The sequence below is a fragment of the Brevibacillus sp. FSL K6-2834 genome (genome assembly GCF_038592925.1).
Taxonomy (GTDB): domain Bacteria; phylum Bacillota; class Bacilli; order Brevibacillales; family Brevibacillaceae; genus Brevibacillus; species Brevibacillus borstelensis.
The window spans coordinates 909,011-933,174 of the sequence record NZ_CP151945.1; the positions used below are offsets into that span (position 1 = coordinate 909,011).

The 24,164-nt window shown below is 53.9% G+C and carries 20 protein-coding genes; 14 read left to right on the forward strand and 6 right to left on the reverse strand.

Annotation, left to right across the window (positions count from 1 at the left end):
• Positions 1-9 precede the first annotated feature (9 nt).
• Positions 10-1,146 (forward strand): M20 family metallopeptidase, encoded by a 1,137-nt coding sequence (locus NST96_RS04690; protein WP_024983556.1) that lies wholly within the window; start codon positions 10-12, stop codon positions 1,144-1,146.
• Between the two features lie 178 nt (positions 1,147-1,324).
• On the opposite strand, the gene NST96_RS04695 is transcribed toward NST96_RS04690, so the two are convergent.
• The 3 genes from NST96_RS04695 to NST96_RS04705 form a co-directional block, all read right to left on the reverse strand.
• Positions 1,325-2,566, reverse strand: coding sequence for a branched-chain amino acid ABC transporter substrate-binding protein (locus NST96_RS04695; RefSeq protein ID WP_243014207.1), 1,242 nt, complete (start codon positions 2,564-2,566; stop codon positions 1,325-1,327).
• A gap of 234 nt (positions 2,567-2,800) precedes the next feature.
• Positions 2,801-4,201: a HAMP domain-containing sensor histidine kinase gene (locus NST96_RS04700; RefSeq protein WP_003389412.1), complete on the reverse strand. Its 1,401-nt coding sequence runs from the start codon at positions 4,199-4,201 to the stop codon at positions 2,801-2,803.
• Positions 4,198-4,905: a response regulator transcription factor gene (locus NST96_RS04705; protein WP_003389411.1), complete on the reverse strand. Its 708-nt coding sequence runs from the start codon at positions 4,903-4,905 to the stop codon at positions 4,198-4,200. Before NST96_RS04705 ends, NST96_RS04700 begins: the two co-directional genes overlap by 4 nt.
• Positions 4,906-5,074: 169 nt before the next feature.
• Here NST96_RS04705 and NST96_RS04710 point away from each other — a divergent pair, with 169 nt between their 5' ends.
• The 3 genes from NST96_RS04710 to NST96_RS04720 all read left to right on the forward strand — a co-directional run bounded on the left by NST96_RS04710 (position 5,075) and on the right by NST96_RS04720 (position 7,229).
• Entirely contained in the window at positions 5,075-6,121 is a 1,047-nt protein-coding gene (locus tag NST96_RS04710; protein ID WP_031932046.1) for a DUF3048 domain-containing protein, read from the forward strand.
• A 114-nt stretch (positions 6,122-6,235) separates the two neighbouring features.
• Entirely contained in the window at positions 6,236-6,526 is a 291-nt protein-coding gene (locus tag NST96_RS04715) for a YerC/YecD family TrpR-related protein (RefSeq protein WP_003389409.1), read from the forward strand.
• Positions 6,527-6,542: 16 nt separating this feature from the next.
• Positions 6,543-7,229, forward strand: a complete 687-nt coding sequence (locus tag NST96_RS04720) for a heptaprenylglyceryl phosphate synthase (protein WP_003389408.1) — start codon at positions 6,543-6,545, stop codon at positions 7,227-7,229.
• Positions 7,230-7,485: 256 nt separating this feature from the next.
• Here the strand turns inward: NST96_RS04720 and NST96_RS04725 are convergent, their stop codons facing one another.
• The gene (locus tag NST96_RS04725) at positions 7,486-8,316 is read right to left on the reverse strand and encodes a glycerophosphodiester phosphodiesterase (protein WP_003389407.1); all 831 of its coding nucleotides are present in this window, start codon (positions 8,314-8,316) and stop codon (positions 7,486-7,488) included.
• 347 nt (positions 8,317-8,663) lie between these two features.
• On the opposite strand from NST96_RS04725, the gene NST96_RS04730 reads away from it, so the two are divergent.
• The 7 genes from NST96_RS04730 (at position 8,664) to NST96_RS04760 (ending at position 19,022) form a co-directional block, all read left to right on the forward strand.
• Entirely contained in the window at positions 8,664-9,476 is an 813-nt protein-coding gene (locus NST96_RS04730) for a VanW family protein (RefSeq protein ID WP_171505826.1), read from the forward strand.
• A 138-nt stretch (positions 9,477-9,614) separates the two neighbouring features.
• Positions 9,615-11,945: a DNA helicase PcrA gene (gene pcrA, locus NST96_RS04735; RefSeq protein WP_003389405.1), complete on the forward strand. Its 2,331-nt coding sequence runs from the start codon at positions 9,615-9,617 to the stop codon at positions 11,943-11,945.
• Positions 11,946-12,047: 102 nt separating this feature from the next.
• A complete protein-coding gene (ligA, locus tag NST96_RS04740) occupies positions 12,048-14,063 on the forward strand; it encodes an NAD-dependent DNA ligase LigA (protein ID WP_122957583.1) in 2,016 nt (671 codons plus the stop codon).
• Positions 14,064-14,104: 41 nt separating this feature from the next.
• Complete coding sequence (locus NST96_RS04745) at positions 14,105-14,986, forward strand: hypothetical protein (RefSeq protein ID WP_003389401.1); 882 nt, start codon at positions 14,105-14,107, stop codon at positions 14,984-14,986.
• 51 nt (positions 14,987-15,037) lie between these two features.
• Positions 15,038-16,105 (forward strand): CamS family sex pheromone protein, encoded by a 1,068-nt coding sequence (locus tag NST96_RS04750; protein ID WP_003389400.1) that lies wholly within the window; start codon positions 15,038-15,040, stop codon positions 16,103-16,105.
• A 264-nt stretch (positions 16,106-16,369) separates the two neighbouring features.
• Positions 16,370-17,917, forward strand: coding sequence for an L-glutamate gamma-semialdehyde dehydrogenase (pruA, locus tag NST96_RS04755; protein WP_003389399.1), 1,548 nt, complete (start codon positions 16,370-16,372; stop codon positions 17,915-17,917).
• 139 nt (positions 17,918-18,056) lie between these two features.
• Positions 18,057-19,022 (forward strand): MraY family glycosyltransferase, encoded by a 966-nt coding sequence (locus tag NST96_RS04760; RefSeq protein ID WP_003389398.1) that lies wholly within the window; start codon positions 18,057-18,059, stop codon positions 19,020-19,022.
• Here the strand turns inward: NST96_RS04760 and NST96_RS04765 are convergent.
• Complete coding sequence (locus tag NST96_RS04765; RefSeq protein WP_003389397.1) at positions 19,012-19,923, reverse strand: sensor domain-containing diguanylate cyclase; 912 nt, start codon at positions 19,921-19,923, stop codon at positions 19,012-19,014. The two genes, NST96_RS04760 and NST96_RS04765, sit on opposite strands and share 11 nt — an antisense overlap.
• A 157-nt stretch (positions 19,924-20,080) precedes the next feature.
• On the opposite strand from NST96_RS04765, the gene asd reads away from it, so the two are divergent.
• Positions 20,081-20,929: an archaetidylserine decarboxylase gene (gene asd / locus NST96_RS04770; RefSeq protein WP_340701568.1), complete on the forward strand. Its 849-nt coding sequence runs from the start codon at positions 20,081-20,083 to the stop codon at positions 20,927-20,929.
• 142 nt (positions 20,930-21,071) lie between these two features.
• Here the strand turns inward: asd and NST96_RS04775 are convergent, their stop codons facing one another.
• A complete protein-coding gene (locus NST96_RS04775) occupies positions 21,072-21,503 on the reverse strand; it encodes an SRPBCC family protein (protein WP_171505829.1) in 432 nt (143 codons plus the stop codon).
• Positions 21,504-22,365: 862 nt separating this feature from the next.
• Between NST96_RS04775 and gatC the strand changes: the two genes are divergently transcribed.
• Complete coding sequence (gatC, locus tag NST96_RS04780; RefSeq protein ID WP_003389393.1) at positions 22,366-22,656, forward strand: Asp-tRNA(Asn)/Glu-tRNA(Gln) amidotransferase subunit GatC; 291 nt, start codon at positions 22,366-22,368, stop codon at positions 22,654-22,656.
• A gap of 35 nt (positions 22,657-22,691) precedes the next feature.
• Positions 22,692-24,164, forward strand: coding sequence for an Asp-tRNA(Asn)/Glu-tRNA(Gln) amidotransferase subunit GatA (gene gatA / locus NST96_RS04785; protein WP_024983566.1), 1,473 nt, complete (start codon positions 22,692-22,694; stop codon positions 24,162-24,164).

A 24,164-nucleotide genomic window follows, 5' to 3' on the forward strand; every position in this document is an offset into this window, starting at 1 on the left:
AGAGGCACAATGGACATCCACTTATTATTGCAACAGTATCAACAGCAATTGATCGAGGATCTCAGGCAGTGTGTCAACATGGATTCGCCTTCGCGCAGCAAAGCGCTGGGGGACCGGATGGCAGACTGGTTTGGCAAAAGGTTTGTCGAGCTGACAGGCGGGCAAGCGGAGCGTATCGCCAATGAACAGTATGGAGATCAGCTGCGCTGTGTGCTCGGAAACGGCGAGAAGCGGGTGCTCGTCATTGGACATTACGATACCGTTTGGCCGGAGGGAGAGGCGGACCGCAGGCCATTTGCGATAAAAAATGGCAGAGCGTACGGCCCCGGCGTGTACGACATGAAGGCAGGCGTACTGCAGGCGTTCTACGCTTTGCGGGCCCTGCAGGAGCTGGGGCAATTCCCCGCTGACAAGCAGGTCGTTCTCCTTCTGAACAGCGACGAAGAAATCGGCAGTCCGACCTCGCGACGGTTGGTAGAACGGGAGGCGGAAGGGGCGGTAGCCAGCTTTGTTCTGGAGCCGCCAACAGAACCGCACGGCGCTCTCAAAACATGGCGGAAGGGGAGCGCCCACTTCCAGCTTCGCGTGCACGGGGTCTCCTCGCATGCCGGTGTCGATCACGCCAAAGGGGTATCGGCTATCGAGGAGATGTCCCGGATCATTCAATACTTGCACACCTTTACCGATTACGAGGTGGGCACGACGGTGAATGTCGGGCTTGTCAAAGGAGGAATCGGCTCGAATGTCGTGGCGGACTTTGCCGAGGCAGAGGTGGATGTACGGGTGATGACGCTGGAGGCTGCAAGGCAGATGGAACAGCTTTTCCACTCCTTGCAGCCGAGTCTTCCCGGTACCCGCCTGACCGTGACCGGAGGCATGCGACGACCGCCGATGGAGAGGACAGACGAGATCGGCAGGCTGTTCGCTTTGGCAAAAAGCATTGCCGAGCAAGAAATCGGGATCGAGCTGGAGGAGTCCGGTACGGGCGGTGTCAGCGACGGCAACTTTGCTGCCGCATGCGGTGTCCCAACGCTTGACGGGCTGGGGGCCAAAGGGGGCTATGCCCATTCCCCGGACGAGTTCATCGAGATCGACCAGATCCCAGTCCGGTCGGCTCTCTTGGCGAGATTGATCGAAAGATGCTGATAACAGTCCGGTCGGCGCTTCTGGTAAGATTGGCTGAAAGATGAGGGACAGACGAACCCCTCATCCTGGCGACAAGGATGAGGGGTTTAGTTTTGGCGGCAGAGGGCCGTTTCGTTCCATAAAAAAAGAAAAGCACCATGTCTTTTTTTTCAAGACAGGTGCTTTTTCGTGTGTCCCCTTAATTTCCTGCTTCGCCCAAAAATTCGGCTTTTTCTTTTCCGTATTGATAGATGTAAACCTGGGAGTGCTTGTTGTCGCCTTTTTCGTCAAAGGTGACCTTTGTAAACAGACCGCTGAACTCGTTCGTGGCGCGGATTGCATTCATGACCTGCTCGCGGGTAGGCTTTTTGCCCCCGTTTTCTTGAATCGCCTTTTCCATTCCGTTCAAGGCGACCAGTGTAGCGTCATAAGCAAAAGGAGAGAACGCGCCTGGCTCTTTGTTGAAGGCTGCCTTGAATTTTTCTACCCATTGCTTGCCTTGCTCCTGCGAACGGATGTCGCTTACGACAGTCGCATAAACGATCCCTTCCGCAGCGGGTCCGGCGATTTTATACATATCCGCCGACTCCAATCCCTCGCCGCCCATGAATTTGCCGGTGAAGCCCTTTTCGCGGGCTTGCTTGGCGATGATGCCCATCTCCGCGTACATGCCGCCGTAGAAGACAAGATCGGGCTTTTTCGCCACCAATTGGTTGACGATTGCGCTGTAATCCTTTTCGCCTGCGGTGACCCCTTCGTAGCCGACTTCGGTTACACCCAGGTCCTTGAATGCTTTGCGGACCTCGTCGGTCAAGCCTTGGCCATAGGCCGTTTTGTCGTGAGCGAGGTAGACCGTTGCGGCTCCCAACTTGTCTTTTGCGTATTTGGCTGCGGCAGGAGCGATCTGGTCGTTGCGAGCGACGATCCGGTTTACGCTCTTTCTGTTCGCTTCCGTCAGCTCGACCCCGGTATTTGCAGGGGAGATCATTGCGAGCTTGCCTTCTTCATACTTGACAGAGGACGGGATGGCGACGCCTGTATTGTAGTGGCCGACCACCGCGTACACGTCCGGGTCGGAAATCAGCATTTCCGCGTTGGATACGCCGATTTTCGGGTCTGCCTGGTCGTCCTGCGGGAAGAGCTGGATCTCAAAACCAAGCTTTTTAAACGCTTCGGCACGCTCTTGCACGGCCATTTGCGCCCCGAGCTTGATGCCGTCGCCTTCGAGCGACTGGGCTCCGGACAGCGGACTTTGGGTGGCAATCTTGATCACGTTCGAGCTTCCGCCTCCGGCCCCTCCTTCGGAAGACGGAGCTGATGGAGCAGAAGATGGAGCGGTGGAAGGTGACGAAGCGGTATTCCCGCCGCCGCCCGTACCACATCCGGCAACGAGCGAACTGGTCAGTAGAGCGGAGAGTAAGAGCATCGTTTTCTTTTTCACAATGAGACCCCCAAGTAATTTGTGAATAATATATATATTTTATAAACATATCAACTGATAGTGGCCGCGTCAACGAATATTCTTTCTAGTTGAAATAATAAAAAAATACAAAACGATAAAATAGAATTATTCCATGCAAAAACAACTCGGCCGCCCCCGGTTACATAAATGTAAGACCCAAAATAAATGAAAGGCCAAAAAGCTCCGGAGGTCCGGAGCTTTTCTGCTGGTTTGCTATCTCTTTACGGGTAGCGTAATCGTAAAGCAGGGGCCTTCCGCTTCATTGCGGACAGCGATGCTGCCTTTGTGGGCTTCAAAGACAGCGCGGGCGATGGCCAGACCGAGTCCGTGCTTGCCCGATTTCCCCTTGCGGAACCGCTGGAACAGTTGCGGGAGCAGAGCTTCTTCGATCGGCGGACCGTCATTTGCGATGGTGATGACGACCCTGTCGTCCGCTTGCCGGCCGGTCACGACCAACCGGCTTTTTGCGTAGCGCAGCTGGTTTTCCAGGATATTGACAAAGGCAGTGCTCAACTGCTCGCCATCGCCTTCGAGGATGAGGGCGGGCGGCAGATCAAGCTGCCAGGAAATGTCCGGGTTCAGCACGGAGAGCCGCTGCTCCAGCAATTGAAACATCTCCGTCACATCGACTCTGCCCATCTGCATCATTTGCGAGACGGATTCGATTTTGGTCAAGTACAAGAGCTGTCCCACGACCTTTTCCAGTCGCTTGCTTTCCTGCATGATCGTTTGCAATCCTTTTTCCGCCTGCGGGCCCTGGAAGACTCCCTCCAGCAAGCCCTGCGTGTAGCCTTGTATCGCCATGATCGGTGTCTTCAGCTCGTGGGAAATATTTTGCACAAAATGGCGCTGAGATTCGTCGTGTTCCTTCAACTGATCCTTCATCGTTTCAAAGGAGCGCGCCAATTGGCCGATCTCGTCCCCGCGATCCAGCGTGAGCGGCGTATCAAACTGTCGCCGGGCGATTTTCTGGCAGGATTCGTCCAGCGATCGGAGCGGTTTGCTCAGGTAGCGGCTGAACCAGACGGCCAGCAGCCAGCTGATCAGGAGCAGCACGACAAAGATCATGAGAAACTGCCTGGTCAGCAGCGAGTTGATTTGATTCAGCTCGCGTTCTTTGGAGAACAGCACCATATAGTAGGGAAAGCCGTGGTAGTCCATCAGCCTGCTGACGAACAGATAGTCTTCTCCCCCGCGCTCCAGGGTCCCGTGCTGGAGCTTGTTGCCGGGATAGGAGGCCGCTTTCTTGTAGAGTGCGGCCGCGTCGTTATAGGAAAACCGTTCCCTCTCCGTAATGCGGCTGCCCAGCTCTACGCCGTCGGTCGAAAAGACGATCATGTCAAACGAGTATTCATAACGAGACAGCAGCACCTGCAAAAAGTAAGGGGCGGCTGCCGGTACCGGTAACAGCTCGTTGTGCTCGTTAAAGGAGATGTGGTCGGACAGGGTGTAAAACTCCTGCTCCAGAAGCGAATACGTATTGTTGACCAGGTACTGCTTGACGGCAAAAGGAAAAACAATCCCGACTCCGATCCCCAGCACGCTGGTCAAGAGCATGAACAGGATGAGGATTTGCCGGGAGAGCGGCAGGTTTTTCAGTCGGAATTTGCTCATGTGCGGGTCATCCGGTAGCCGAAGCCATAGACAGTCTCCAGCGGAAACTTGGGCATTTTCTTGCGGATGCGCTTGACCAGATCGTCCACAGCCCGATCGGAACCGATGTAGTCCTCTCCCCAGATTGCTGTCAGGATTTGCTCGCGATTGAGCGCCAGGCCCTGATTGTGGAGGAGGTAGACGATCAGCTCAAATTCTTTAGTCGTCAGCTCGATCTGGTTCCCGTTTTCTTTTACCTGCCGTCCCTTTTCGGAGATCTGGTACGGCCCGATCGTCACCCAGTCCTCGTAGGAAGCCTGAATGGGAGCAGGGACTGCGGCCCCTCCTTTTTCATAGGTGCGCTGCAGCAGCTTTTGCACGCGAATGACGAGTTCACGCGGCAGAAACGGCTTGGCGAGATAATCGTCGCTGCCCAGCTCAAGCCCGATGATTTTGTCCATGTCCTGATCACGGGCGGAAATAAAGACGATGGGCACGTCGGATTTGCCCCGGATCAGGCGCAGCAGCTCATAGCCATCGATGTCCGGGAGCATGATGTCGAGAATCCATATATGGGGCTGCTCCGGTTCTTCCAGGACGGGGAGAACCTCGGCGCCGCTTTGAAACGCGCGAACCTGAAAACCGGCGTTTTGCAGATACGATTGCAATAGCTCCAAGAGGCTGGTTTCGTCATCTACCAGATAGACGAGGTAGGGAGTTTGCATGGCTTACTTCCTCGCTTTTCATCTGAGTTTGCATAAATTGTAGCACAGTCGCGGGCCGGATGTGTGGGAGCGGCGTATGAGAATCGTGGAAAACGTGTGGAAGCAGGATTCTGTTTTCCTTTCAGAGAAAAAAAGAGGGTGCGAGAGAAAACCGGAAAGGAGCGCTTTCATGCAAAGACGCATCACACGAACTCTCATGTTGCTTTCTCTGGCGCTGCTTGCAGCGTGTTCGAACAAACCGGCTGACACGACGCCGCAGCCCGAGCAGCCGCCCGCTCCGATTGTGCAGCCGCCCTCGGCGGAACCGCCAAAGCTTCCTTACACTGCGCCGTTTACCGGCCTGGGCAGCCAGACAAGGCTGGACCAGCGGCCGATTATGGTCATGATCAACAATGCACCGCAGGCCCGCCCGCAATCAGGGATTAACAAGGCGGATCTGGTATACGAAGTGCTGGCAGAAGGGGAAATGACCCGCCTTCTCGCCGTTTTCCACAGTCAAAGGCCGGAAGTGATCGGACCGGTCCGCAGCATCCGTCCCTATTTTATTCAGCTTGGAGTTGGGATCGATGCCATGCTGGTTCATGCCGGCGGCAGTCCGGATGCGCTCAACACGCTGGCTCGTTCCGATTACAGCCACCTCGACGAAATTCCCAACGGCCGCTATTTTTGGCGGGAGAAGTTTCGCCACGCCCCGCATAATCTGTATACCAAACCGGAGCTGATTGAGCAGGCGATGCTGGACAAAGGCATTCGCATGACAGGCGAGCTGCCGTACTTTCCGTTTTTGCCGGAAGATGCCGAGATCACGGAAGGGGAGCCGGCGACAAAGGTCGATCTCGTCTTTCATTCGCTCAACAAAGCAGGCTTTGTTTACGATGCAGAAAAGAAAAAGTACATGCGGCTTACAGAGGGCAAACCGCATCTTGATCTGACGACAGACGAGCAGCTCTCGACGACCAATCTGCTGGTCATTGCCGCAAAGCATCGCGTGCTGGATAGTGAAGGCCGCCGTCAGGTGGACGTCGTCGGTCCGGGAGATGGATATCTGTTCCAGCAGGGCAAGGCGAAAAAAATCAAATGGAAGCGGGCTGGCGGCGTCATCCGGGCTTACGAGGACGCTTCCATGACCAAGGAAGTGCCGCTTTTGCGCGGCAATACATGGGTTTCGATCGTGCCGAATGCCCCGGCGATGACGAGCTACCTCAAGTTTGAATAGGTTTCGGAGAATAGGGGCTTGCAGGGTGGCCCTGTTTCTTCTAAGATAATCTTGTAAGCTTTAACGCTTAAAAATTTTACAGTGAAAAAACTTCCCTATGACGGGGTGATCCTGATGCAATTGGAAAAACTAAAAGGAAAAGGGATCGAGCAGCTGTTTGAGGCCGTTCTTTCCTTGGAGACGATGGAAGAGTGCTATCAGTTTTTTGATGATCTCTGCACCATCAATGAAATGCAGTCGCTCGCACAGCGTCTGGAAGTGGCACGCATGCTGCGCAAGGGCTACACCTACAATCAGATCGAAGCGGAGACGGGAGCGAGCACGGCGACCATCTCACGCGTCAAGCGCTGCTTGAACTACGGCAACGACGGTTATCAGCTGGCGCTTGAGCGGATCGGAAAATAGGCAGGAGGCAGCACCGTTGATTGATTATCGCAGTTGGCGCCATACCTTTAAACTGGACCCGGATAAAACCATCGGAGACGATGAGCTGGAGGCTTTATGCGAATCCGGTACGGATGCCATTATTGTCGGCGGCACCTATGGCGTGACATATGACAACACGCTTGAGCTGATGTCTCGGATCCGGCGTTATGCGGTACCTGCAGTCCTGGAAATCTCTTCGCTGGATGCGGTTGTACCCGGCTTCGATTCGTATTTTATTCCGCTGGTGATCAACGCGGGGGATGCAGATTGGCTGTTTGCCCCGCACGTCAGCGGCCTCAAGGCTTTCGGCCAGTACATACATTGGGACGAGATCATTGCCGAAGGCTATCTGGTAGCCAACCCTGATTCGGGTGTTGCCAGACTGACAAAAGCCCGCCCGATAGAAGGCGCTGCGGAAGCCAAGGCGTATGCGCAGACAGCCGCAAAAATTTGCCGCCTGCCAATTGTCTATCTGGAGTACAGCGGGGCCTATGGAGATCCGGCTGTAGTCCGGGCATGCAAAAGCGGCGCCGGGGAAGCGCATCTGTTTTACGGCGGCGGCATCCGGACGGCGGAGCAGGCAGCGGAAATGGCGGCCTTGGCTGATACGATTGTCGTGGGCAATGTGATTTACGAAGACTTGCAGGCGGCTTTGTCTACCGTTCGCGCTGTGAAAAGGTAGGCGGAAGGGCTGTAGTTGGAAACAGGCATAGTGTGTTCAGCAGGAGAGACTCAGAAACGGGTCTCTCCTGTTTTGTTGGGGAGCATGTGTTTGAAATTGGAAGCGTACATGTTTCGCTCCCATGCAAAAAACGGCCTTGCGTCCATGTGTACAAGGACGAAGGCCGCCAACTATAATCGGCTGACGCGCTCGGTTCAATCTGCCTTCCGTGACAAACAGGCGCGTTCAGACAAATGAACGATCTTTTGAACAGGTTTTACTTGTGCTTGTTGCGCGGCACGTAATCCGGGTAATCCGTGATAATGCCGTCAACGCCGGCGTCCAGCAGCGGTTCCGCTTCTTCCGGCTTCCGCACGGTCCAGACCGACATTTTCATTCCGCGTTCGCGCACGCGTTCCAGCAATTCCGGGGAAAACATTTTCAGGCTGGGATTCACATAATCTGCATAAGTGGCAAATTCGTCGAGCATCTCATCGGTCAACTGCTCTGGCTTGTTGGTCAAAACGCCGACAGGAATGTCCGGCAAAAGCTCGTGGAATGTTTTCATCGAGTCGAAGTTAAACGATTGCACGATGATCTTGTTATTTGCGGGCTTGTCCATGTTTCGCTCGCGCAAGGCATCCGCTACCATCTCTTCTACGCCCGGATACAGCTCAGGAGATTTTAATTCGATCAAGATGCCGGTTTTGCCGCGGAATTCATCGAGCACCTCTTCAAAAGTGGGGATTTGTTCGCCCGCAAATTCCGGATCGAAGTAACTGCCAGCATCCAGCTCGCGGATTTCTTCAAAGGTCAAATCCTTCACTTTTCCGGTGCCGTCGGTAGTGCGGTCCACGGTATTGTCGTGTATGACGACCATTTGCCCGTCCTTTGTCACTTGCACGTCGATTTCGATGTAGTCAGCCTTCATTTTCACTGCCTTGCGAAACGCCGCCATGGTGTTCTCGGGTGCATAGCCGGAAGCGCCACGGTGGGCGACGGTGTCTACGCGGTGGGCATGTTCATTGGGTGCTGCCATAGCTGCCAGCGGCTGGAGCAATCCGGCAACAAGTACTGCGGCCATCAACGTTTTTCCCAAGCGAATCATGTAAATCTCCTCCTCGACGTTTTTTGGCTCCCACAGGCGATGACAAAGAAAAGAGGGAGCATGGTCTGCAGGCTGGAATATGCGATGGTGTTTTCGGGGCCCCAAAAACAAAAAATCACAGATTCCCCCCAGCGTGTAAGCTGAATGGAATACTGTGAATCTCCTGTTCTCCATCACAATATTCAAAATATTCTGCTGAGTTCCAGTTTACACGAAGTCTTCCCTCAAATCTACACGGTTTGGAAAAATCATCCTTATAGCCTAAACTCTCATGCTGCTGGCATGACGGAAGATAGGGGGGATGCAGGTCTTTTGAACCTGTTCATCAACAAAAAAGGAGGGGCTCCATGAGACCGATCAAGCGCAGCCGCTGGAGATTGGCAGCGGGTATCTGCTATTACCGCATCAAACGTTATAGAGAATGGCTCTTTGGCCGAAAAAAGTATGCCAGACTGAGAAAACCGGAGAGACTTCCTTGCCTGCATAAACATCATCAGACCCCTTTGCTAAGGCAACTGCAAAACGTCGAGATGTGGATGCAGCACAACAAAGTAACGAACCTCCGCATTGCGTCGGAGCGATTGGATGGAATCGTCGTCCGTCCGGGAGAGACGTTCTCGTACTGGAAGCTGATCGGAAAGCCGACGCGGCGCAAAGGGTATCTGGAAGGGATGCTGCTGTCGCATGGGCAGGTGCTGGCTGGTGTGGGGGGAGGCTTGTGCCAGCTGTCCAACCTGATCTACTGGATGACGCTGTTTACACCCCTTACCGTGACAGAGCGCCACCGGCACAGCTACGACGTCTTTCCTGACGCGAGCCGCACGCAGCCATTTGGCAGCGGAGCGACGTGTTTTTGCAACTACCTCGATCTTCAAATTGCCAATCAGACGAACCAGGCCTTTCAGTTGCGTCTTTCGCTTGGGGGTGGCTGCCTCGTCGGAGAGTGGCTGGGCGAGTACCCGCCGACGCGGCGATACGAAGTATATGAAAAGAAACACGCGATCACTCCAGGGCTCTGGGGCGGCTACGAACGCCGCAACCTTCTGTACCGGCGCGTGTATGACCTGGAGGGCGAACTGATTGGAGACGAGTTTATTGCGGAAAACCGCGCGTATATGATGTATGAGCCGCTTTTGCCCGGCCGCGAGCCTGCAGGGTAAGACTTCAAATGTTTACTCTGTTTGCCAGCAATCCCTCCTCTGGTTTGACTGGAACTCTCCCTCGATCTGTGAGAAAATAGGAACATATGCTTTCGTTCGGGAGCGTTTTGAGAGGCAGGAAAGGTGGAAGTTATACATATGTCTACAGTTGACCGAATTATCGCCGGACTAAATCCGCAGCAGCGGGAAGCGGTCCTCACAACAGAAGGGCCGGTTCTTATACTCGCAGGTGCAGGCAGCGGCAAGACCAAGGTGCTGACCCAACGGATTGCCTATCTGATCCAGGAAAAGCGCGTGGCCCCCTGGAGCATTCTGGCGATTACCTTTACCAACAAGGCGGCCAGGGAGATGCAGAACCGCGTGGCCGCCATCATCGGCCGCGAAGCGGAGGACACCTGGATTTCTACATTCCACTCGCTCTGCGTCCGCATCCTGCGAAAAGATATTGACCGTCTGGGCATAAACCGGAGCTTCTCGATCCTCGACTCCGGCGATCAACTGTCCGTTATCAAGCAATGTCTGAAAGAATTGAACATAGATCCGAAGCAGTACGAGCCGCGCGGCCTCCTGGCGGCGATCAGCGGGGCCAAAAACGAGCTGACAGATCCAATCCGTTACTCGAATCTTGCCGGCGATGCCTACTCGATGGTCGTCGCGAAGGTATACGAGCTGTACCAAAAGAAACTGAAAAACAACCAGTCCCTGGACTTTGACGACCTCATCATGACAACTGTCCGGCTGTTTAAGGAAGTGCCGGAGGTTCTCGAATACTACCAAAAGAAATTCCGCTACATCCATGTCGATGAGTATCAGGATACGAACCGGGCCCAGTACATGCTCATCTCCATGCTCGCGGACAAATTCCGCAACGTCTGCTGCGTCGGGGATGCCGACCAGAGCATTTACAAGTGGCGCGGGGCGGATATATCCATCATTTTGAACTTTGAAAAGGATTATCCGGAAGCGAAATTGATCAAACTGGAGCAAAACTACCGCTCGACCAAAACGATTTTGCAGGCAGCCAACCAGGTGATCGCAAACAACGTCATGCGCAAGGAGAAAAAGCTCTGGACGGAAAACGAAGCAGGGGAAAAAATCACTTGCTTCCAGGGGGATTCCGAGCACGACGAAGCGTATTTCATCGTAGATACGATCCGCAAGCAGATGCCCATTTACAAGCGGTACGACAAATTCGCCGTCCTTTACCGGACCAACGCCCAGTCCCGCGTGGTCGAGGAAGTGTTCATCAAATCGAATATCCCTTACACGATCGTTGGCGGCACGAAGTTCTACGACCGCAAAGAGATTAAAGACATTTTGGCTTATTTGCGGGTGATCTCCAATCCGGATGACGACATCAGCCTGACGCGGATTATCAACGTGCCGAAGCGAAATATCGGCGATACGACGGTGGAAAAGCTGCAGGCTTACGCGAATGCCCATGGCCAATCCCTGTACGGCGCGATCCAGGAGGCGGGCTATATGGGACTGCCGGCACGTACGACCAATGCGATCCTTTCATTTAACGACCTGATCACCAACCTGATGCAGATGACCGACTATCTGTCCGTGACCGAGCTGGTGGAGGAAGTGCTGAAGCGAACCGGATACCGCGAGATGCTGAAGGAAGAAAAAACGCTGGAGTCCGCGGCGCGGCTGGAGAACATCGAGGAGCTTTTGTCCGTTACCCAGGAGTTTGAGCGGAAGAACGAGGACAAGAGCCTGCTTGCCTTCCTGACCGACCTCGCTTTGGTAGCCGACATTGACACTTTGTCGGATGACGGCCAGACCGAGGAGGAGGTATCCGCTGAAGGCCAGGTCGTCCTGATGACGCTGCACAGCGCCAAGGGTCTGGAGTTTCCGGTCGTCTTTCTGGCGGGAATGGAGGAAGGCGTATTCCCTCATAGCCGTTCGCTGTTCGACGACGCGGAGATGGAGGAAGAAAGACGCCTCGCCTATGTAGGGATTACCCGGGCCGAGGAGCGGCTGTATTTGACATCGGCGCGGATGCGGACCTTGTTTGGCCGTACCAATGTGAATGCGCCCTCGCGCTTTTTCAAGGAGATTCCTGCCGAGCTGTTGGAAGGAAGCCCTGTTCAAGAATCAGGCGGGATGCAGGGAGGGTCCTTTGGACAGCGCGGTTACGGCCAGCGAGACGGGTTTGGCCGCTATGGAGCGGGTCAGGCGGATGCGGGGACAAAGTCCGCTTTTGGACAGCGCACCGGCACTACAGGCACCTCTGCCTTTTCCCGTCCGGCCATGGCCGCTCCGACCAAATTGCAAGGCCATGGCGGCGGCTCCGGCATCGATTGGAAGGTAGGCGACAAGGTAAAGCACGGCAAGTGGGGCACCGGTACGGTCGTCAAGGTGAAAGGAAGCGGAGACGATACGGAGCTGGATATTGCTTTCCCGAGTCCGACCGGAATCAAAAAGCTGCTGGCAAAATTTGCTCCGATCGAGCGGGGATAGTATTCTATACGGTACAGAATCTTTTGCAAGCAAGCTGAATCACGAAAGCGATTTGCCCGGGAAGCGCTCGGGCTTGATACGGAATAGCAAAGGATGAACGAAATGGATCGATTGACGGCGGAAGCACGAATTCTTGAATTGCGGAAACAAATTGAGCATCACAACCGTCTGTATCATACAGAAGACCGCCCGGAAATTACCGACCAGGAATACGATAATCTGGTAAGGGAACTGCAAGGCTTGGAAGACCTTTTTCCCGACATGGTCACGCCCGATTCTCCGACGCAGCGGGTGGGCAGCGCACCGCTGGCCGCTTTTGAAAAAGTGGTTCACAAAACGCCGATGCTCAGCCTGGGCAATGCCTTTGGCGAGGAGGATTTGCGCGATTTCGACCGCCGTGTGCGCCAGGCGGTAGGCAATCAAAACGTCCGCTATGTCTGCGAATTAAAGATTGACGGCTTGGCGATTTCCTTGCACTATGAGGACGGAGTATTTGTCAAGGGAGCGACTCGCGGCGATGGGACGACAGGCGAGGATATTACGCAAAATCTGCGGACGATCCGTTCGATTCCGCTCCGGCTGACCCGCCCAGTGACTATCGAGGTGCGCGGTGAAGCGTTTATGCCGCGTGCAGCCTTTGAGAAGCTGAACAAGGAACGGGAGGAACGCGGAGAAGCCCTGTTTGCCAACCCGCGCAACTCCGCAGCCGGATCGCTTCGTCAGCTCGATCCGAGGATTGCGGCTTCCCGCCAGTTGGACACCTTCATCTATGCCATCGGCGATTTGCAGGGAGTCGATGTCGAGTCCCACAGCGAAGGGCTGGATCTGTTGGAGTCGCTCGGCTTCAAAGTAAATAAAGAACGGCGCACATTTGACAACATTGATGACGTGATTGATTTTGTGAACAGTTGGGTGGAAAAACGACCGCAGCTCGCATACGATATCGACGGTATGGTCATTAAAGTAGACAGCTACGTTCAGCAGCAGGAGCTTGGCTTTACGGCGAAAAGCCCGCGCTGGGCGGTGGCGTACAAATTCCCGGCAGAGGAAGCGATTACCGTATTGAAAGGGATCGAAGTATCTGTCGGACGCACTGGCACGGTTACTCCTACCGCGATTTTGGAGCCGGTCAGTCTGGCTGGCACCACGGTAAAGCGGGCCTCGCTGCACAACGAGGACATCATCCGGGAAAAGGGACTGTTGATCGGCGACCATGTCATGGTCAAAAAAGCAGGCGACATCATCCCGGAAATTATCGCTGTCCTGCCAGAGAGACGCGACGGAAGCGAGACGCCTTTTGCAATGCCCACGCACTGCCCTGAGTGCGGCAGCGAGCTGGTGCGCCTGGAAGAAGAGGTGGCGCTCCGCTGCATCAATCCGATGTGTCCGGCGCAAATCCGCGAAGGCATCATTCATTTTGTCTCCCGTCAGGCGATGAACATCGAGGGCTTGGGAGAAAAGGTCGTCGCTTCCCTTTTTGAAAAGGACATCATCCGCAGCGTAGCCGACCTGTACTATCTGCACCAGCAGCGCGACGTTTTGCTCGGGCTGGAGCGGATGGGGGAAAAGTCGGTTGACAACCTGCTTACCGCCATCGAGACCAGCAAGGAAAATTCCCTGGAGCGGCTGCTCTTCGGACTGGGCATTCGCCTCGTGGGTGCCAAGGCGGCGCGCGTACTTGCCGAGCACTTTGGCGAGATGGACGGCATCATGGCCGCAAACGAAGAAGATTTGACCGTGATTGATGAGATCGGACCGAAAATGGCGTCCAGCATCGTAGGCTACTTCCGCCAGCCGCAGGCCCAGGCGGTAATCGAGCGGCTGAAGGCTGCCGGTGTCAATATGAGCTACAAAGGCATTCGTGTCGAGGCTGGAGCGGATTTGCCGCTTTCCGGCAAGACTGTCGTATTGACTGGTACGCTTGCGACGATGACGCGGCAGGAAGCCGAAGAAGCGATTGCCCGTTTGGGCGGAAAGGTGACGGGCAGCGTGAGCAAGAAAACGGACCTGGTCATCGCCGGTGAAAAGGCAGGCTCCAAGCTGGAGAAAGCGGAAAAGCTGGGAGTGTCTGTCATGGATGAAGCAGGCTTTAGAGAATTGCTGGAGAGTCAAGGATAAGACCTGGCTAGTGGGAGAGAACGGGAAGGGGTGTAGTCGGCATGAAAGGCTTGCTGCGATGGGGAATGATCTTGATGGCAGGGGCACTTTTGGCAGGTTGCGGCGAAAGCGGGCGGAGCAAGCCGATACAGCCGCCCGTAACTGCCGCGGCTCTGCCCGGAGATTTGACCTATCAGGATGTTCTGCAAAAGGGCGAGGTCGTACACAACTTATCCATGACTCCGGATGCCCAGCACATCTGGGTAGGAACACATGCCGGACTTTATCATTCGGCAGGCGGAGGAGTCTGGGGACTATTGTCTCCCGAGCTTGAGCAGAAGGACGTGACAGGCTGGTTTGTCGATCCGAATAATCCCCAGCACATTTTTGCCGCTGGAAACAACGGTGTGCTGCGCTCGACTGACGGCGGGAAGAAGTGGGCCAAATTGGGGAAAGGCTTGCCTGAGCCTGCCGAAATCCGCAGCTTTGCAGGCATTCGGGAAGGCGATCAGATCCGCCTGTTCGCATTTGTAACGGGTGAGGGGATTTACCAGTCGTCGAACGGGGGCAACGAGTGGAGCCTATGGCTGCCGCTTGATCAGGAAGTGTATGCGATGGATTACGATCCGATGGAAAACCGCCTGTATGTGGCTGCCCAATTCAACCTTCTCTATCATGAAGATGGGCAGTGGAAAACAGAAGTCGTCCCGAATGCCCAGCAGGTATATTCGCTCACGGTGGACAGAACGAGCGGAATCCTCGCTGTCGCAACAGATCAGGGGATTATGGAAAAAATAGATGGCAGCTGGCAGCAGCTGGATGCCAAGTCTCCTGAGACGCTGATCGTGATCTCTCCCGGCGCCGGTGATTACAGGTGGGTCGGGATCGGTGAGTCGGCCTTTGTCTATACATTGTCGAACGGCAAATGGAAGAAATGGAATTGATAAAACATGAAGAGGCTTCGGCCTCTTTCGTTGTGTAAGGAGTTTGGATGGATGAAAGCAAAACGATGGATGTACATGTTGCCGCTGACGTTGATTTTGGCCATGACGGCTGCAGGCTGCTCGCTTCTGCCAGGAGGAAAAGGTCAAGAGGAATCGCAGCCCGCAAGCCCTTCGCTTTCCCCTGTTGTGGAAGTTTCGGAGGATTATTACGGCAGCATTCCGCCCTACCAACCAAACCAAACGCGCGGAATACTGGCCAGCACGATTTATCGGATCGACTTCAGCCACCTGGAGCTCGGACTGATGGAGATTGCGCGCGATACCTTCCCTACGTCCGATTATTTGTTCCAGGAAGGCCAGTTCATCACAAAAGATCAGGTAAGGGACTGGATCGCGCAAGAAAAGGCCGGGGGTCCCAACGGCAAGGGGAAAACCAGCAGCCTTGTTCACGTGCTTGAGCACGATTATCTGAGCAAGGACAAGCAGCAACTGGCCGGAATGGTACTCGGACTCTCCCTGTCCCCGGTTTACCAGGATGCGACGGGGCAGGAGAAAACCTATACGACGGACGAACTGCGGGCAAAGGGACAGCAGTTGGCGTCAAAAATCGTACAGAGTGTTCGAGCCAACTCTACAGAAGTCCCGATTGTAATCGCTTTGTTCCAGGTGCCAGAGCCAAATTCCACGCTGATTCCGGGCAAGTTCATCATGTCCGGTACGGTGAATGCAGGTGAGTCTTCAATCGGAAAATGGCAGCCCATTGACGAAGAATTCTACCTGTTCCCGAGCAGCGACGCCGAAAAAGCATATCCCCAGCAAGCCCTGCAGTACGACAAGCTGAAGCGTCAAACGCAGTCTTACTTCAAAGAGTATATCGGAATGACCGGAATCGGCCGTTTTATGGGCGGCAGACTCACCGAGTTGACGATTACGGCTACGGCTGAGTACGATTCCCGGACGCAAGTCCTGCAATTTACGCAATTTGCAGCTTCCGCAATTGAACAGACCTTTGACAAGAACGTCCACGTCAATCTGTATGTTCAGACGATTAATCAGCCGCTGGCCTTGTATGTTCGGCCAACCAGCGGGGAACCATACATGCATATTTACAGAAAATAACAAAGAGCAAAAACGCCCTTTCCTTTTCATTCGGAACGGAGAGGGCGTTTTTTCGCGTAGAATGACAGATGATATGAACACATTTGTTTAGAAGTGTTCAGTGATTTGGACACGAATGTTCATAACCCGATACATAAGAAACCCTGTTGTTTTTCGAGAAAAATGCAAACACTAACACGGCGAAAAGAATCCAGCCAAATTGGTATGATCCTTGCATATAAATTTGGATGACAAGAATGGAAGAATGATAAGGAGGTTTTCCAGATGCAAGTCGAATTCAAAAATGAACCGTTTACCAATTTTAGCTTGCCGGAAAATAAAAAGGCATTTCAAGAGGCGCTCGCAAAGGTAGAGAGCGAGCTGGGCCGTGAATACGACATCATCATCGGCGGAGAGCGCATCAAAACCGAAAAGAAATCCCGCTCCATCAACCCTTCCAATAAAGAGCAAGTAATCGGCGTAGTATCCCAGGCTGACCAAGCCCTGGCTGAAAAAGCAATCCAGACTGCCGCTCAGACATTTGAAACCTGGAAGGCTGTACCGCCGCAAGCGCGTTCCCGCTATCTGTACAAAGCGGCTGCCATCCTTCGTCGCCGCAAGCATGAATTCTCTGCTTGGCTGGTAAAAGAGGCAGGCAAAAGCTGGGCGGAAGCAGATGCCGACACGGCTGAAGCAATCGACTTTATGGAGTACTACGGCCGTCAAATGGATAAGCTCGCCGAGCGCCATCCGCTGACCCGCATCCCGGATGAAGACAACGAGCTGTATTACGTGCCGCTTGGCGTAGGGATTGTCATTCCGCCTTGGAACTTCCCGCTCGCGATCATGGTAGGGATGACGACTGCAGCTCTGGTAGCGGGAAATACTGTCGTGCTGAAGCCGGCGTCCACCACTCCGGTAATTGCTGCGAAATTCATGGAGATCCTGGAAGACGCAGGCGTACCTGCAGGGGTTGTCAACTTCGTACCAGGCTCCGGCGGCGAAATCGGCGACTATTTGGTTGAACATACGCAAACCCGCTTTATCAGCTTCACAGGCTCCCGTGACGTCGGTCTGCGCATCAATGAACTGGCTGCGAAACACCGTCCGGGTCAAAAATGGATGAAGCGTCTCGTAGCGGAAATGGGCGGAAAAGACTCCATCATCGTAGACAATGACTGCGATCTGGAAGCGGCTGCTCAAGCAATCGTTGCTTCCGCATTCGGTTTCTCCGGCCAAAAATGCTCTGCTTGCTCCCGTGCCATCGTTCACCAGGACGTGTACGACAAGGTCCTGAACCGGGTGGTTGAGCTGACCAAGCAGCTGACTGTCGGCGATGTGGTAAACCCTGATTTCTACACCGGTCCGGTTGTGGATGAAAAGGCGTACAACAAAATTCTCGAGTACATCGAGATCGGGAAAAAAGAAGGCAAGCTGATGGCAGGCGGAGAGAAAGGGCCAGAAAACGGCTACTATATCATGCCGACCGTATTTGCTGATGTAGAGCCGCAAGCCCGCATCATGCAAGAAGAGATCTTCGGACCAGTCGTGGCCTTCTGCAAAGCAAAAGACTTTGATCATGCGCTGGAAATCGGCAACAACACCGAATACGGCCTGACCGGCTCCGTGTTCAGCCGCAACCGTGCACATCTGGAGAAGGCACGCAGCGAATTCCACGTAGGGAACCTGTACTTCAACCGCAAATGTACAGGCGCACTGGTGGGCGTGCATCCGTTCGGCGGTTTCAACATGTCCGGTACGGATTCCAAAGCTGGCGGCCCGGATTACCTGCTGCTGTTCACGCAAGCAAAGCTTGTTTCCGAAAAACTGTAGTTCGTTCTGCTTTACAAAAAGCTGCCTGTTTTACGGGCAGCTTTTTTATGTTGCGCCTGTGACCCAATCGCGATTTGCATCGCTATTTCATCCCGTTTTTGTTCACACTAAGCAAAAATGGTCTAGGTGGGTGAAAGGCATGCTATCTTATTTGGTCCCGGGGGTAGCGGTGTTTTTTCTGGTTTGGCTGCTGATGCCTGCAGCCAGAGCCATAGCATGGAAGACAAAGCTGCTCGATATTCCCCAGGGACGGAAAGGTCATACCCGGCCAATGCCGTTGTCCGGGGGACTGGCGATGTTCGTCGGAGTCGCAGTGGTGACCATTTTTTTTGCAGGACTGCAAAAATTGGTGGCAGTTTTGATCATTGGCAGCTTGCTCCTGATGGCGGTCGGCTGGGCGGATGACGCGTATAAGGCGCGTAGAAAGGAATTCCCTGCTCTGCCCAAGCTGTTGGTACAGGTATTGGTAGGTTTGCTGGCTTTCGTCTGCGATATCCGTTTTCGCGGCATATCCTTTCCGTGGCTGGGCGGTGACACGGGTGACTATTATCTGTTTCCCGTCTGGCTCTCCTGTCTGGCAACAGTGATCTGGATTACGGGCTTGATCAACATGGTCAACTTCCTGGATGGCGTTGACGGTCTGGCTTCCGGAGCGACGGTCTTTTCCGCGATCACGCTGTTTTTTCTCGCATATGTTAAAGGACAGGGCCTTACAGCTTTGATTGCCGTCGTTCTGGCAGGTGCCGCGCTTGCCTTTTTGCGATTCAACTTTTTTCCTGCACAAATGTTCATGGGGGATATGGGCTCGATGTTTCTCGGATATGCCCTGGCTCTGATTTCTCTGGAGGGTGCGATGAAGGGAGCGACTCTGATCACACTGGTCGTGACGGTCCTCGCATTGGGACTGCCGGTCGTTGATACCGTCCAAGTGATGATCAGCCGAGCATTGGCAGGGTCGCCGATGTACCAGGCCGACCGTAGGCATGTGCACCATCGTTTGATGTCGCTTGGCTTGTCCGCCAAACAAACGGTTGTCGTCCTGTATGTGGTGAGCTTTATCTTTTCTGCGCTTTCGCTGCTGTTGTTCTTCTGGATTATTCCGTAGGAGCAGAGTAAAAACAAAATTGGTTGCGTCCGGCTTCCTTGGCTCGGTAAAGGGCTTTGTCTGCGTGGCGGAGGAGCTGGGAGGAATCTGGGCCGTCATTTGGAAAAAGGGCAATGCCGATGCTCATCGTCAAGTGAAAACGATGCTGCTGAATCAGAAAAGGCTTTTTCAACGCCTCCAGTACGCGGCTGGCCACTTTGGCTGCCTCCTCGGCCGTATCCAAAGAGGTGAGCAAAAGGACGAATTCATCCCCGCCCAGCCTGGCAACAGTATCCACATCCCGTACACACGAGGTGAGCCGTTTGGCGAGTACGCGAAGAAACTCATCTCCCACGTCATGTCCCCAGGTATCGTTGATTTCTTTAAAGTAGTCGCAGTCCAGGTAGAGGACGGCGAGCTGATTGCCTTTTCGGGTCGCCTGAGACATCGCCTGCTGCATCCGATCCAGCAAAAGGCGGCGATTGGGAAGGCCAGTCAAAACATCATGGTACGCCATGAATTCAAGCTGGGTCTCCAACTGCTTGCGCTCTGTAATATCCCGGGTCACAGCAAACACATGGGTACAGACACCCTCACTGTTATAGATCGGGGTGAGAACGGACTCGCCAATGATTTCGTCGTAAGTCGTATAATGTGTCGGTTTGCCGCTTGCCACTGCCTCCCGATACATGCTGTTCAAATTGGCTGCTTTTTCGTCGGAATACACTTCTTCGATCAGCCTGCCGTAGGCTTCTTCTGTCAGCCGGGCGGCCTGCATGGCAGGAGGGTTCATCAGGACGTAGCGAAAACGGGTTCCCTCTTCTACCGACATAAGAAAAACCATATCGGACATATATTGAAAAAAGCAGGATAATACATCGCCGTATTGATGGATGAGGTTCTCAATATCGCGCTTTGTCATGATTGTCTCTCCTGTAAGTCATGCTGTATTTCCATCTTAGTATAGCAAATGAAGGACAAGAAAATGATGAGGCCATAGTCGGAGTGGGCTTTACTGGCGGTACCCCGAGATGGTACAGTATGGATAGATTTTGAACGGAAAGAACAAGGGGATGCTTATGAACAAGAAAATCCTTCCCGGACTCATTCATCGGCTGCCGCAGAACGTCATGTCGCGGACCATGGGCAAAATTACCGCTTCGCGTTTCAGCCGGTTGGCGATCCGCCACTATATACGACATTACAATATCGACCCCTCGATCGTTGAAAAGCCGATACGTGAATACAGATCGTTAAAAGAATTTTTTGCGCGCAGGCTGAAGCCCGGAGTCCGGACGATTGCTCTTGGCGACGACGTAGTAGCCAGTCCCGTCGACGGTACGGTTTCACAGATGGGAGATATTCACGAAGGTACCTTGATCCAGGCAAAAGGAAAACAGTACAGTCTGGCTGATCTGCTCGGAGATACGCCGGAGGCGGCCAAGCGCTTTTACGGCGGCAAGTTTATTACCATTTATTTAAGCCCGCGCGATTACCATCGGATTCACATGCCGGTGGAAGGAGACCTCATCCGTTACACGTACGTGCCGGGCCGACTCTACCCGGTCAATCAGCTCGGCATTGAGCACGTCGACAAGCTGTTCGCCCGCAATGAGCGCCTCGTCACTCACGTCCAAACAAGCGAGCTGGGGCGAGTAGCCGTCGTCAAGGTCGGCGCCCTTTTTGTCGGCAGCGTCAAGGTCATGTACAACAAAGCGACGACCAACGTCAAACGCGGCTGCAAAACCAGCGAGGACATCCCCGGAACCCCACACTACCAAAAGGGAGACGAGCTCGGCTGGTTTGAATTCGGCTCCACCGTCATCCTGCTGTTTGAATCCAGACAACTGGAATGGGCCGACGACGTAAAGATCGGCAGCCCGGTTCTCATGGGCCAAAAGCTGGCACAACTGAAACCAAGCGAATAACCAGGCGTAAACGTTAACCGACAACCAGAGGGCCCAAGCAAGCAATTTGCGCTTGCAAAGGCCTTTTTGGTTCCACAAAATATGCAATGCAAAGCGCATGCCAATGATGGCATGCGCGCTTCTATGACTAAAACGTCCCTATTTACTTTTCGACCGACTCCGCATACTTTTTGAAATTGTCTAAAATCGCTTGCCAGCCGGCTTGCTGCATCTCGATTGTGTGGGTTTCTTCCGCATCGAACGATTCGATGATTAACGTGTCGTTACCTTGGCGAACAAAAGAGATCTGCACTTTTCTGCCGTCGGGCATCGTATAGGCTATACGCTCGTTTACGCTCACTTCGTCGTATACCCCGCTGAAATCAAATCCAACACTGCCGTCTTTCGCTTCCATTCTCGAAACAAACTTGCCGCCGGCCTTTAGATCATTCTCGGCATATGGCGTGTGCCAGTCATCCGAAGCCGCATTCCATTGCGTGATATGCTTCGGGTCTGTCCAATACTCCCACACCAATTCCACGGGGGAATGAACGACCGCTTCTACTGTTATCGTTGCCGGATTCACATTTGCCATGAAAAAAGCCTCCTTTATATGGAAAGTGTAATAATGCCTTCCGTAATAGATGAAGAACAATCTGCCTACACCTATCATAACCGAAAGCCGCAAACGAGATTTCTTTTCGATTGCTATTCTGAAAATCAGCCCGTAAGAAGGCAGGGACACTGAACGATCCGCAGGCAGCTTTGCTTGGGTTGTCTGAATGAATATCAGCGTACTGCGAAGCGGCAAACGGGTTGTAAGCAAACTGTTTTCCTTTACATTCCGCACGAGCCTCAACTATCCTGCAGTCACGTGTCAAAAATTTTAATATCTTCGGCTACTGGCCAGGCCGGTGATCCTTAACAAGGAGTATCGGCACGCAAATCATAATGTAACGTTGTTCGGCTACTAAAGGCTTTAGAGATTGTATCCGCTTTGACTATGCTTTCTTTCATCGAGATCGAATAAAACCAACCAGTGTAGAGATGAAACAGGGAGAAAAACAGCGAAGGTCTTTGGGACACTCCCCAGGCGTAATGGAAAAAGCGGAACACGTTTTCAGCGTCCAACTCTGAGACGCCTCCTGAAAGATCTGCTTTTGGACGCGGTTCCGCTTTTGGAATGAAGCCGGCCAGTCCAGCTCCCAGCAGTGTCCCACCGAACCTTGAGCGTTTTCTCCCTGTTTCATCTCCTGCACTATAGCTCGACCAACGTCACAACCGAAGCCCGATAACATCACGCAAAGAACCGGTCTACGCAAAACGTAAAACCCGACCAGCGTTATACGAAAAGCCCGACCCACATATCACCAAAGGAAGAAATCCCCCCGAAAATTGACTGCACCCGCTCTTTTCAAGTAAGATCAAAATTATGTGATAGATTCGGAGGTGGAACCATGAGTGCGATCAGCCGCAAGGAAGTAGAGCACGTAGCCAATCTCGCCCGCCTGAACCTTACAGAAGAAGAAGCGGAGCGGTATACCAAGGATTTGAACTCGATTCTGCAATTCGCAGCCAAGCTGAATGAGCTGGACACGTCAAACGTCGTCCCGACCAGTCATGCAACAGACGTGAAAAACGTCATGCGCGAAGATGTCAATCGTCCAAGCATTTCCAATGAAGAAGCGTTGAAAAACGCCCCAGAGCATGAGGAAGGCCAGTTTAAAGTACCGGCTGTGTTTGAATAGACGAAACGGTTATCACCTGAAGGGAGGACACCCACGTGTCGCTGTTTGACAAGCGATTGTCGGAAATACATAGCGCACTGCGCTCAAAGGAGCTGTCCGTTGCTGAACTGGTGCAAGCGTCCATCGCCAGCATCAAGGAGCACGACGGCGAAATCAAATCGGTCCTGCATGTGGACGAGGAAGGCGCTCTTTCCCAAGCAAAGGCATTGGACGAGCGTCTGGCAGGATCAGGCGAAGAGATGGGGCTGCTGTACGGTTTGCCTGTCGGTTTGAAAGACAACATCGTAACCCGCGGTCTGCGTACGACCTGCGCCAGCAAATTTTTGAGCAATTACGATCCGATCTACGATGCGACCGTCTCCAAGAAGCTGAAGGACGCCGATGCGCTGATCGTCGCCAAGCTGAACATGGACGAGTTTGCCATGGGCGGCTCCAATGAAAACTCCGGGTTTTACCCGACCAAAAACCCGTGGAATACCGAATACGTGCCAGGCGGCTCCAGCGGCGGCTCTGCAGCTGCGATGGCTTCCCGCCACTTCTTCTTTACGCTCGGCTCCGACACGGGCGGCTCGATCCGCCAGCCGGCAGCTTTTTGCGGAGTCGTTGGATTGAAGCCGACATACGGCCGCGTCTCCCGTTTTGGTCTGGTGGCGTTTGCCTCGTCGCTTGACCAGATCGGTCCGATCACGAAAAACGTGGAGGATTCCGCTTACGTATTGCAGGCGATTGCCGGACACGACGAGTACGACTCCACGTCCGCCAAGGTAGACGTTCCCGACTACCTGTCTGCTTTGACCGGCGATGTCAAAGGGCTGCGGATCGGCGTTCCGAAAGAGCTGATCGGCGAAGGAATCGACAGCGAGGTGCGCGATGCCGTGCTGGCCGCTTTGAAGCAGCTGGAGAGCATGGGCGCCACCTGGAGCGAGGTGTCGATGCCGCATACGGAATACGCGGTACCGGCTTACTACCTGCTCTCGTCCTCGGAGGCATCCTCCAACCTGGCCCGTTTTGACGGGGTGCGCTACGGCGTACGTGCGGACAACGCCGAGAACCTGATTGAAATGTACAAGGAATCCCGCAGCCAAGGCTTCGGACCGGAAGTAAAACGCCGCATCATGCTTGGCACGTACGCGCTGTCGTCCGGCTACTACGATGCGTACTACAAAAAGGCACAGCAGGTACGTACGCTGATCATCCAGGATTTCAACGATGTCTTTGCCCATTACGACGTCATTTTGCATCCGACCACGCCGACCACGGCTTTCAAGATCGGCCAAAACGTCGACGATCCGGTGAAGATGTACCTGGAGGATATTTGCACCGTTCCGGTCAACCTGGCGGGCTTGCCAGCCATCAGCGTTCCGTGCGGATTTGCGCAAAACGGAATGCCGATCGGCATGCAGATCGTCGGGAAGGCGTTTGACGAATCCACGGTATTGCGCGTCGCTCATGCCTATGAGCAAACGGCTGGATTTTACCAGCGCAAGCCGGAATGGGTGAGGGGGTAA

What these genes read in the sequence shown, in the direction of transcription:
- NST96_RS04710 (WP_031932046.1), top strand. Translation starts at nt 5,075, where the DNA reads ATGCAAAGACGCATCACACGAACTCTCATGTTGCTTTCTCTGGCGCTG.
- NST96_RS04765 (WP_003389397.1), bottom strand. Translation starts at nt 19,923, where the DNA reads ATGACAAAGCGCGATATTGAGAACCTCATCCATCAATACGGCGATGTA.
- NST96_RS04730 (WP_171505826.1), top strand. Translation starts at nt 8,664, where the DNA reads ATGAGACCGATCAAGCGCAGCCGCTGGAGATTGGCAGCGGGTATCTGC.
- NST96_RS04745 (WP_003389401.1), top strand. Translation starts at nt 14,105, where the DNA reads ATGAAAGGCTTGCTGCGATGGGGAATGATCTTGATGGCAGGGGCACTT.
- gatC (WP_003389393.1), top strand. Translation starts at nt 22,366, where the DNA reads ATGAGTGCGATCAGCCGCAAGGAAGTAGAGCACGTAGCCAATCTCGCC.
- NST96_RS04690 (WP_024983556.1), top strand. Translation starts at nt 10, where the DNA reads ATGGACATCCACTTATTATTGCAACAGTATCAACAGCAATTGATCGAG.
- NST96_RS04715 (WP_003389409.1), top strand. Translation starts at nt 6,236, where the DNA reads ATGCAATTGGAAAAACTAAAAGGAAAAGGGATCGAGCAGCTGTTTGAG.
- NST96_RS04725 (WP_003389407.1), bottom strand. Translation starts at nt 8,316, where the DNA reads ATGATTCGCTTGGGAAAAACGTTGATGGCCGCAGTACTTGTTGCCGGA.
- NST96_RS04760 (WP_003389398.1), top strand. Translation starts at nt 18,057, where the DNA reads ATGCTATCTTATTTGGTCCCGGGGGTAGCGGTGTTTTTTCTGGTTTGG.
- NST96_RS04700 (WP_003389412.1), bottom strand. Translation starts at nt 4,201, where the DNA reads ATGAGCAAATTCCGACTGAAAAACCTGCCGCTCTCCCGGCAAATCCTC.
- asd (WP_340701568.1), top strand. Translation starts at nt 20,081, where the DNA reads ATGAACAAGAAAATCCTTCCCGGACTCATTCATCGGCTGCCGCAGAAC.
- NST96_RS04750 (WP_003389400.1), top strand. Translation starts at nt 15,038, where the DNA reads ATGAAAGCAAAACGATGGATGTACATGTTGCCGCTGACGTTGATTTTG.
- pruA (WP_003389399.1), top strand. Translation starts at nt 16,370, where the DNA reads ATGCAAGTCGAATTCAAAAATGAACCGTTTACCAATTTTAGCTTGCCG.
- ligA (WP_122957583.1), top strand. Translation starts at nt 12,048, where the DNA reads ATGGATCGATTGACGGCGGAAGCACGAATTCTTGAATTGCGGAAACAA.
- NST96_RS04705 (WP_003389411.1), bottom strand. Translation starts at nt 4,905, where the DNA reads ATGCAAACTCCCTACCTCGTCTATCTGGTAGATGACGAAACCAGCCTC.
- NST96_RS04775 (WP_171505829.1), bottom strand. Translation starts at nt 21,503, where the DNA reads ATGGCAAATGTGAATCCGGCAACGATAACAGTAGAAGCGGTCGTTCAT.
- pcrA (WP_003389405.1), top strand. Translation starts at nt 9,615, where the DNA reads ATGTCTACAGTTGACCGAATTATCGCCGGACTAAATCCGCAGCAGCGG.